The sequence below is a fragment of the Microcystis sp. genome, from assembly GCF_048564745.1.
Classification (GTDB): Bacteria; Cyanobacteriota; Cyanobacteriia; order Cyanobacteriales; family Microcystaceae; genus Microcystis; species Microcystis ichthyoblabe_A.
In genome coordinates, this window is record NZ_JBLZRT010000192.1 from 1 (window position 1) to 9,291 (window position 9,291).

The 9,291-nt window shown below is 42.8% G+C and carries 11 protein-coding genes; 3 read left to right on the top strand and 8 right to left on the bottom strand.

The annotated features are described in order from the left end of the window. Nucleotides 1-74 precede the first annotated feature (74 nt). Nucleotides 75-266, bottom strand: a complete 192-nt coding sequence (locus tag ACOCD9_RS20175) for a hypothetical protein (RefSeq protein ID WP_419548285.1) — start codon at nt 264-266, stop codon at nt 75-77. A gap of 185 nt (nt 267-451) precedes the next feature. Here ACOCD9_RS20175 and ACOCD9_RS20180 point away from each other — a divergent pair, with 185 nt between their 5' ends. Continuing rightward, nucleotides 452-670: a DUF433 domain-containing protein gene (locus tag ACOCD9_RS20180; protein WP_002794870.1), complete on the top strand. Its 219-nt coding sequence runs from the start codon at nt 452-454 to the stop codon at nt 668-670. Nucleotides 671-814: 144 nt separating this feature from the next. On the opposite strand, the gene ACOCD9_RS20185 is transcribed toward ACOCD9_RS20180, so the two are convergent. Beyond that, on the bottom strand, nt 815-1,183 hold the full coding sequence (locus ACOCD9_RS20185) for a hypothetical protein (RefSeq protein WP_287667587.1): 369 nt from the start codon (nt 1,181-1,183) through the stop codon (nt 815-817). 175 nt (nt 1,184-1,358) lie between these two features. Between ACOCD9_RS20185 and ACOCD9_RS20190 the strand changes: the two genes are divergently transcribed. Beyond that, nucleotides 1,359-1,859 (top strand): hypothetical protein, encoded by a 501-nt coding sequence (locus tag ACOCD9_RS20190; RefSeq protein ID WP_419548277.1) that lies wholly within the window; start codon nt 1,359-1,361, stop codon nt 1,857-1,859. 14 nt (nt 1,860-1,873) lie between these two features. Here the strand turns inward: ACOCD9_RS20190 and ACOCD9_RS20195 are convergent, their stop codons facing one another. The 6 genes from ACOCD9_RS20195 to ACOCD9_RS20220 all read right to left on the bottom strand — a co-directional run bounded on the left by ACOCD9_RS20195 (nt 1,874) and on the right by ACOCD9_RS20220 (nt 7,682). Continuing rightward, a complete protein-coding gene (locus tag ACOCD9_RS20195) occupies nt 1,874-2,056 on the bottom strand; it encodes a hypothetical protein (protein WP_419548278.1) in 183 nt (60 codons plus the stop codon). Nucleotides 2,057-2,223: 167 nt separating this feature from the next. After that, nucleotides 2,224-2,898, bottom strand: a complete 675-nt coding sequence (locus ACOCD9_RS20200; protein WP_419548280.1) for a dual OB domain-containing protein — start codon at nt 2,896-2,898, stop codon at nt 2,224-2,226. Then, on the bottom strand, nt 2,886-3,332 hold the full coding sequence (locus ACOCD9_RS20205; protein ID WP_024969514.1) for a DUF488 family protein: 447 nt from the start codon (nt 3,330-3,332) through the stop codon (nt 2,886-2,888). The genes ACOCD9_RS20200 and ACOCD9_RS20205 overlap by 13 nt, the downstream gene beginning before the upstream one ends. Next, entirely contained in the window at nt 3,268-3,969 is a 702-nt protein-coding gene (locus ACOCD9_RS20210; protein ID WP_419548281.1) for a DUF488 family protein, read from the bottom strand. The genes ACOCD9_RS20205 and ACOCD9_RS20210 overlap by 65 nt, the downstream gene beginning before the upstream one ends. A gap of 117 nt (nt 3,970-4,086) precedes the next feature. Then, the gene (gene cphA / locus ACOCD9_RS20215) at nt 4,087-6,720 is read right to left on the bottom strand and encodes a cyanophycin synthetase (protein ID WP_419548283.1); all 2,634 of its coding nucleotides are present in this window, start codon (nt 6,718-6,720) and stop codon (nt 4,087-4,089) included. Between the two features lie 107 nt (nt 6,721-6,827). Continuing rightward, entirely contained in the window at nt 6,828-7,682 is an 855-nt protein-coding gene (locus ACOCD9_RS20220) for a cyanophycinase (protein ID WP_002737451.1), read from the bottom strand. A 372-nt stretch (nt 7,683-8,054) separates the two neighbouring features. Here ACOCD9_RS20220 and trmD point away from each other — a divergent pair, with 372 nt between their 5' ends. Beyond that, nucleotides 8,055-8,750, top strand: a complete 696-nt coding sequence (gene trmD / locus ACOCD9_RS20225) for a tRNA (guanosine(37)-N1)-methyltransferase TrmD (protein ID WP_419548284.1) — start codon at nt 8,055-8,057, stop codon at nt 8,748-8,750. Nucleotides 8,751-9,291 lie beyond the last annotated feature (541 nt).

The following is a 9,291-nucleotide window of genomic DNA, read 5'->3' on the forward strand; positions in this document are numbered from 1 at the left end:
GTGAAATGTAGGCAAGGTAAGGGTTTTGTGGCTTTTCTCGCGAAACAGGTGCAAGATTTTGAGAGAATCGTGCTTCAAAACCTTGCGTCTTCATCGGCCCGCGTCCTGTAGGGGCGAAGCATTCGGATAAAAAATCTACGGCTCTCCCAGGTTTGGTGGGTAAAATGTATTCTAAGATACATTCCTCCTAGCGAGGGGGTGGAACGAACCACAAAGACACAAAGGACACAAAGATCGATCCTATGTAAGTTAAACTCATCACACAGAACCTAGAAGAGCCAATCTACGGTTTCACCGATAGGTTATTGCCCGAATGCTTCGCCCGTACTTTGTCAGCAAACCCTATTTAGCATCAGTTTAACCCATTTTTCAAGAATCTAGGCTAGAATATGAAGACAAGACGCATTGCTCTGGGTTAATCTACTCTGTAGAAGCTAAGAAGGTAATCAAAATGGCTAAATATTCGCCTCTTATCAATGTATCTCCTGAAACTATGAGTGGTGTTCCTGTTTTTTCAGGTACTAGAGTTCCGATACAAACACTTTTTGATTATCTTAAAGCAGGAGAATCAATTGATGATTTTTTAGAGGGTTTTCCGACGGTAACAAGAGAACGAGTTATTAGCTTACTTGCAGAATTTGAAAAAGAGCTTATTGATAGGGTAGCGTGAAATGAGGCTTTTTTTAGATGAATGTATTGACCGAAGATTAATGAGGGAGTTTACAGGTTATAATATCAAAACTGTTCCACAAATGGGATGGACTGGGATCAAGAATGGTCAACTGTAAAGATAATTACAGAATCTAAAATAAACTTATTTTCCTTCCAAGATAAATTTATCTCCTGAACCAAATCGATAATATTTTTTCCCTGTTAGTCTATCTTCTGCAATTTCGACATTTTTACAGCTTATCATTCCTCTAGGATCTGAATTACCAATACGACTGTATCCAAAAGCATCAGCATAACCTACACACTTACCTGCTGATATAGGTATTAAACAGTTATATCCATCTGAAAACAGAGAACCTGATATAGTAGGATTAACTCCGTTCCGCGTACATTCATACTGACGACGAGATTGGCTAATTAAAATATCATTACTCATATTGTTTGCTTGTATGGGAGCAGAATGAATTAATCCCATACCAATGAACATACAGAGGATTTTAATGGCTCTCATAGTGAGTAGTTACTGCAAAAACAACCATAATAAGCAGAATCCTAACTAATAAGTTTAAACATTGTCAAGACGGAAAAAAACGGATATTGTCGGAAGTTTTGTTAACTATGTTTACAAATATCGGAAAATAACGGATAATGACGGTATTGTGTCCCAAAATCTTAACATTACTCCCATGGATACCCAAGAAGTCTTCTCACTTATTGATAATCTGGTTTTTGACCACACGGGAAAGCATCTCGATACATTGCAATTAGGGATTTTAAAGAACGTTTTTGATGGTCAGAAATATGCAAAAATAGCAGAAAAATATAATTGTTCTGAAGGTCATGCCAGAGATAAAGCTTATGAACTTTGGCGCATTCTTTCGGAAGTGTTAGGGGAAGAATTAAATAAATCAACTGTTCGATCAGCAATTGAAAGGTTAATTGTCAGCAATAGTATTAATAATTTGGGTAATAAATCTGTAAAAATTGATCAGGTTACTTTTTGTCATCACCCTTCTAATAATCGAGAAATAGAAAATTATCATATTTATAAAACTGAAAACAATGTTATTAAAGCAAAACTAGAAACTGTTCCCAAACTAATAGGATTAGGATTAACGATCGAACAAATTGCTCAAGCTCTTGATTTAGATATAAAATTAATTTTAGATAGTCTCAAACCAGAGTAACTTTGATAACTTTATCAAGATATGGATGTCAAGCTGCTTTGATCCACAATTGACAAGGATAGGGAAATGGGGTTCTTTTGGATTTGGTGGGTAAAATGTATTCTAAGATACAGTCTTGCGGGCGAGGGAGTGGAAGGAACCACAGAGACACAGAGGACACAAAAATCGATCGCTACTATATAAGTTAAACTTATCACACAAAGTTGAGAAGAGCCTTATTTTCGCTTGATCGCTCCAGCATTCATGCTAAATTTACCTCGCCCACTTCAGTCTGTTAAACTCAACTGTTCATAGCTCTGAAAATTTCACGAACAGAGATTTTTTCGAGCCAACAACCTATAAAAAAGTTGTCTAGCCGTAATTCCTATAATTCAATCACACCTGCTATTAATTTCCAGCAGGGAGCTTCTCCTTCCCAATTTGCCGAAGAGATCCAAGGCAGACTAAGACTGACGGTAACAAAACAGTTTTGCTGAGGTTGATAGCCTGTATTTAATTTCTCGACAAATACGGGATCAGTTATCTTTGCTTCTGTCAAACTGTTACCATTCGCTGTTGTAATTGTGCCACGCCACTCAAAATTTCCTTTTGAATTTTCTTTTTGATATACTCTAAAACTCTGCACTTGAATCAACTGGAGAGTATAACGTTGATTGAAATTAAGGTTTTTCAAATAAGAAGGATTAACATATTTAATTGAATTGTGCAGTATTTTTGTTGGGGTTCTACAATACTTTCCCAAATTATTGATATTGAATCTACCTACACATTTCCATTCACCGGGTAAAACGGAAAGATTTTCCGATTCAAACCCAAAATCATTGCCAGTATCAGCCAGGGGAATTTCGAGAATATCTAAAACTTTTGGTTCTTTACCAGAAATTAGTCTAACTGCTCGTGGAACCCTGCCATCTTCTGGATAAAGAGAATCACACACAGGACGAACCCAATTTCCCGAACCAATATCAATTCCAGCGATACAGCGTTCATTTAATTTCCATGAATTAGCAAGACAGACAATTTTTTTCAGAGATGACATATATTGACATTCCCCCATTTCTCCTTTAAATATTCCGCCACTAAACGACGGTGACAATTATGAGGTTTTGCCTCACTACAGAGTAAACAAGCGTTATTAATTACATCTGGAGAAACTTTTGTTTCAATCCTCCGGCTACTAATAAGTTGTCTAAATTTTTGTTCGTATATTGTCCAATCAACTTTTTTCTTTTTATATTCATCAAGAATATCTTGAGTTGGAGCTAAGTCTAAAACATGAACATAGTCAATGCCACCGATGACTTTTAAAAAATATTCTAGGTCAGCTTTTTTACTAAATCCTGCTAATTGGGAAACATTATTTAAACGAGTATCTATAACTCTCTTAACACCAGCTTTTTGTAAGTCATCAAAGAACTTCTGTGCAGTCTTTTGAGTAAAGCCGATTGTAAAGAGATTGATTGTCCTGTTCATCATAATTACCACTTGTTTCTATATAAGCAATTGCATCACCCTGAAGCTTATAAGCTTTCTCCAAACATTCTGCTTTTGTGAGAATATTGCTATTTGGCTCGACAAATAAAGAAAGCTGAATTTCTTTTTGATTACTGGCTGAAAAATCGGTCAAACTATGTTTGAACAGCATTCTTTCTTCCAAATGGTCATGAGATTCCAAGTCACCATTTTTTAGAATATGATAAATATCTAAATCGCAATGACGTAGATGTTGACAAACCAGAATCGCTCTATGACATTCAATCGGGTCTTTCTCCGCACACATAAGTGCAATTCGATGTTTTTTCACTCCCTGTAAAATTCGTTCAATTCCATGATTAAAAGCTGATGTTTTAGCAATTTTTTCGTATAAAGCCTTACCATTGACATAACATTCTTCGCTGCTCGGTCTGGCTCCTAATTCCTTGCCCAAAAACACATAGTAAATGCCTTCACTTTTTAAAGCATTTGACAATATTGACTGATTAAAATGCTTGAGAAATCGGCTATAAGGATGAGAACGAACATCAGCAAGGGCAGTTATATTATGCTTCTTAAGTAGAAGCATAAATGAGGCAATTTCGTGATTAGAGTGACCGATGGTGAATAACTGCATCAATATTATTATTCCTTCGATGAAAGCCTACAATAATCATTGTAGATCAACGATTGCCTAGAGAGGGGAACAGACCATCGGGCTAGAAGTGACTCTATAGGCAGAATATCCCAACTTTTAACCCTGATTATCGGTCAGGGGTCGATGTTTCTCGATCAAATCGATCGCCTGGGTGACACTTTCCGGGAAAATTACCACTAAACCACCCTCAGAAACCGTGCTTAAAGCCTTCTCTAAAGCTTCCGTTTCATCGAGAATAACTTCTGGTCGCAAACTGGCATTTTCTTGGCTAATTCCCCGGAGAATTAAATCGGCCACTTCTCCCCGGCGGCGACCGCGAGTATCGTTATCTTCCTTAACAATAATTCGATCGAACATTTGGGCCGATAATTTCCCTAATAAAATTAAATCATCATCCCGTCGATCGCCCGGCCCCCCAACCACGCCGACTTTTTCCCCGGACCAATTGCCGACAAAACCGCCGACGGCTTCGTATCCGGCGGGATTATGGGCATAATCGATTAAAGCGTGATGGTGTCCCAAGTCAAACAGGTTCATCCTGCCGGGGGTCTGGGCCACGGAAGGTTTAAAAGTCCGCACCCCTTGGCGAATTAACTCGATATCGATACCCTGCACAAAAGTGGCTAAACAGGCGGCCAAGGCGTTAGCAATCATAAAAGGAGCCATTCCCTGCATAGTCACGGGAATATTGACTGCTTCCTCGATTCTCAGCGTCCATTCTCCCTCTAGAATCGACAGATAGCCATTCTCATAGATGGCGGCCATGCCACCGCGACGGATATGGTCGTGAATAATCGGGTTATCGGGACTCATGGAAAAATAAGCGACTCTTCCCTTGACTTTTTCGGCCATACTAGCGGTCAAGGGGTCATCGGCATTTAAAACCGCGTAACCCTCGGCGCTAACCACCTCGGCCACAACGCTTTTTACCTTCGCCATTTGTTCGATGGTGTCGATATCGCCGATACCCAAATGGTCGGCGGCCACATTTAACACCACCCCCACATCGCACTGATTAAAGGCCAAACCCGATCGCAGGATACCACCCCGGGCCGTTTCTAATACGGCAATCTCCACTGTGGGATCCTTCAAAATCATACTGGCGCTGTAGGGACCGGTGTTATCGCCCTTTTCTACCAGATAATCATCGATATACACGCCGTCCGTCGTGGTAAATCCGACTACTTTCCCCGTTTGTCGGCAAATATGAGAAATTAAGCGGCTAGTGGTGGTTTTGCCGTTAGTTCCCGTAATGGCCAGAATTGGCACGCGACTGGGAGTCCCGGGGGGGAATAACATATCGATAACTGGAGCGGCGATATTGCGGGGTAAACCGCGACTGGGGGCGACGTGCATCCGAAAACCGGGAGCGGCGTTGACTTCTACGATTACCCCGTCCACTTCTTTCAGGGGTTTGCGGATATCCTCTGTCACCACATCGATACCGGCAATGTCCAAACCGATTAATTTTGCCACTCTTTGGGCGATCCAGATGTTTTCGGGGTGAATTTCGTCGGTACGATCCACAGCGATGCCGCCGGTGCTTAAATTAGCCGTGGCCCGCAGATAGGCGATCTCTCCGTGGGCTAAAATGCTGGTTAATTCATAGCCCTGTTTCTCTAGCACATTAAGGGCGGTTTTGTCAATAGTTATTTTAGTTAAAACGTTGGCATGACCGTCACCCCGGTTGGGATCTTGATTAGTAATTTCGATTAATTCTTCTATAGTTGAGCGCCCATCACCGACGACGTGAGCGGGGATCCGTTCGGCCACGGCGGCGACTTTACCATTTATGACTAAAATTCGGTGATCACTGCCTTTATAGTATCTTTCTACGATCACGCTGCGGGTTTTCGAGGCGGCACTGGCTAGATCATAGGCTTCCTCTGCTTCCTGTTGAGTTTTAACATCGATGCTGATGCCCCGGCCGTGGTTGCCATCGAGGGGTTTAATCACGATGGGAAACCCTCCCACTTCCTCGATTGCCGCTGACAACTCATCCAAGTATTGAATCACCGTACCCCGGGGGACTGGAATGCCACCATCCTTGAGGATAGTTTTTGTGCCTTCCTTGTCACAGGCCAACTCAACGGCTAAAATCCCCGAAAAACTGCTTAAAGTGGCTTGAATGCGCTTTTGGTGAACACCATAGCCCAATTGCACCATGGCACGAGCGCTCAGGAGTAACCAGGGGATATTTCTAGCTTGTGCTTCTTTGACGATGGTTTCTGTACTCGGACCGAGGGAGGCATTATTGCATAAATCGCGTAAATCGGCTAAATCTTGGGCTAATTCTTCCTTAGGATAGGTTCCCGTATCGACAATCGATTGACACAAACGCACGGCAGCCCGACCCGCATAACGTCCCGCTTGCTCCTCAACGTATTCAAACACCACGTTATAGACTCCGGGGGTGGAGGTGCCTCTCGTGCGACCAAACCCGACGGGAGTTCCTGCCAATTCCTGCAATTCTAGGGCGATATGTTCAATGATGTGGCCCATATAAGTGCCAGTGCGGACTCGTTCAAAGAAACCACCGCGATAACCAGGGGAGCAGTAATGTTCGACTAAACTGGGAAGAACGTCGATTAATCCCTCGTAAAAGCCGGGGATTTCATTCGATGGCTTCTCTGCGAGATCTTCGAGATCCAGACGCATAACAATGAGCTTGTCGCGACGAATACTCCAGTAGTTGGGACCGCGCAGGGTTTGGGTTCTGAGAATTTTCATGATATAGCTGATGTTCGCTGTTGAGAAGCACAAAGAAGCCGTTCTTTATTGTCTGGTTTTCCGAGATGGGTAAACTGTTCATCGTGAACAGTTTTTCAGGAGTTTTTTTACCCCAATTTAGGGATCACTTGCTGTTTTTTGAGATGATAGCCATCACCGTAGGCAAGAATATGTACCCGCAGATTATGCAGACTCAGAGGTTCGTTTGCGGTGACGTGATGGTGGTTGGTGTGGGACATTTCCCTAGCATCAATTACCGTCACTGTACCGCAGCCGATTACTGTCATCGTGCCATCCCGTTCAAACATAGCGCAGGTATCCTCATCGATGCCAATTCCTAAACGTTCGGGATAACCAGAGATAGCACTCATTAACCGGGCCATGCGGTTGCGATTGTGGAAGTGTTGATCGACAATGACTTCAGGAATGAGACCTAATCCCATGGCCATATCCACTAGGGCCCGATTAGGTGCTTCCCCGCTGCTGCCCCCAGCAATCATGTGATGACCCATAACGGCGGCCCCGGCGCTAGTTCCAGCTAGGGTTAGTTCTCCCTGTTGCACTCTTTGTCTGATTCTTTCCATCAGGGGAGTATCGGAGAGCAAACCGCATAAACGCAGCTGGTCGCCTCCGGTCATAAATACACCTGTACACTCTTCGATGTAGGCTTGAAATTGGGGGTCTTCTCCCTGTACACGATCGCGAATATCGATAACTTTGACGTATTTTGCCCCCATTTCCTCGAAAATCTTCTGATAGCGATCGCCGATTAAAACTGGTTCTCTGGAAGCGGAGGGAACAATAGCGATCACTGCTTCGCTACCCCCAGCGCGATTCCAAAAGGTATGCAGTATCTCTTTACCGTGGACTTTATCCTCGGCACCTCCAATGACTAAAATCGCCGTTTTGAGAGATACGGGGGTAGGATTTTGGTGGTGTTGGGTTTCTAGCTCGATGATCATGTCACTGAACGAATAGACATTTTTAGGGATGGAAGGTTTTTCGGGAAGATGTACAGGTATCTTGATGTTATTTTCCCTGAACGGTTGACGGAAAAAAATGCGGTTTAGGAATATTTTTCGGGACATCAAGCAATAGTAGAGGCGATTTTAGCAATTTTCTTCGATCCACTGGCAATGACGGACTGTTAGTTAACTTTAAGTCTAGGCTAGACTTCGATCACTCAAGCTAGAGCCAGAAAAACCCCTAGACAGTACAGCATAGTCTATCATGTTATTGAGATAGACTAGCGCAAAATTAGCAAGATTTTAACCGATCGAACCGTGACACAATGATACATTAAACACTATCCCAGTCTAGGCCTTAATTTTCCCGTGCAGTTTGACATTATTACTCTCTTTCCCGATTTTTTTACTTCACCGCTGCAGTCGGGGTTGTTGGCAAAAGCTCTCGAACGCGACATCGCTAGGGTAAATTTGGTCAATCTCCGGGATTTTGCCCACGATAAACACCGTCGCGTCGATGATGAACCCTACGGTGGTGGTGTGGGAATGTTATTAAAACCAGAGCCAATTTTTGAGGCGATCGAGTCTTTAGGAATTTTACCACCCCGGGAGATCGTGCTGATGACTCCCCAGGGGGAACCTCTCAATCAAGCTTTACTGAAAACTTGGGCCAGTAGTTATCAGCAGTTAATTCTCATCTGTGGCCATTATGAAGGGGTAGATGAGCGGGTTTGTGAGCATTTGGTGACTAGAGAGGTATCTTTAGGGGATTTTGTCCTAACTTGTGGGGAAATCCCGGCTTTAGCGATTATTAACGGGGTGACGAGGTTGTTACCCGGTACAGTAGGTAAGGCGGAATCGTTGAAATTGGAGAGTTTTGAGGCAGGTTTATTGGATTATCCCCAATATACCCGGCCGCCGGTCTTTCGCGGTTGGCAAGTGCCGCCGGTTTTGCGATCGGGTAATCATCAGGATATCGCTGATTGGCGCTATCAACAACAACTCGATCGTACTAAGGAACGTCGTCCAGATCTCTGGCAAAAATGGCTAGAGGAACAGGATTAATCGCCAAAAATGCTCCCGTGGGCATGATGAATTATGAATGATAAATTATGAATATAGCGTTTCCCAAGCTAGTGAGGTACACCTATTTTTCTTCCCTTTTACCTCTTGCCTAAAACCCATAACTCTTGTACCTCAGCAGACTGAAAACCGCTATATATAGTTTTCCCGACTGTCTCAAGAAACCCGTTTTCTTGTAATAAATATTAATTTCTGTTACAGGGGTATTGAAAGATTGGGGATTGTTGGGCTAAAACTGTTAGCAATAAACCTCTGCTGTTAATGTCATGACTTCCTCTCTTTTGCCGATTCTTCCTGTTGTTGACGATGTTTTGTTTAATTTCGCTCAATCTGATGACTTTTGGGCAAATTTAGCCGACAGGGGGACAAGAAGGCTGAAATCCATATAGCATAAGCTTTTCATGGTTTTAGCTCGAAAAAGTTCGCCGCACCATCTCTCACTTATTAATAATAATTCCTAGTAAGCTCGCTCCTATCCCTAATTCTTTCGTTAGCTTTTTGCCTAGAATCGCTAGATCTATTT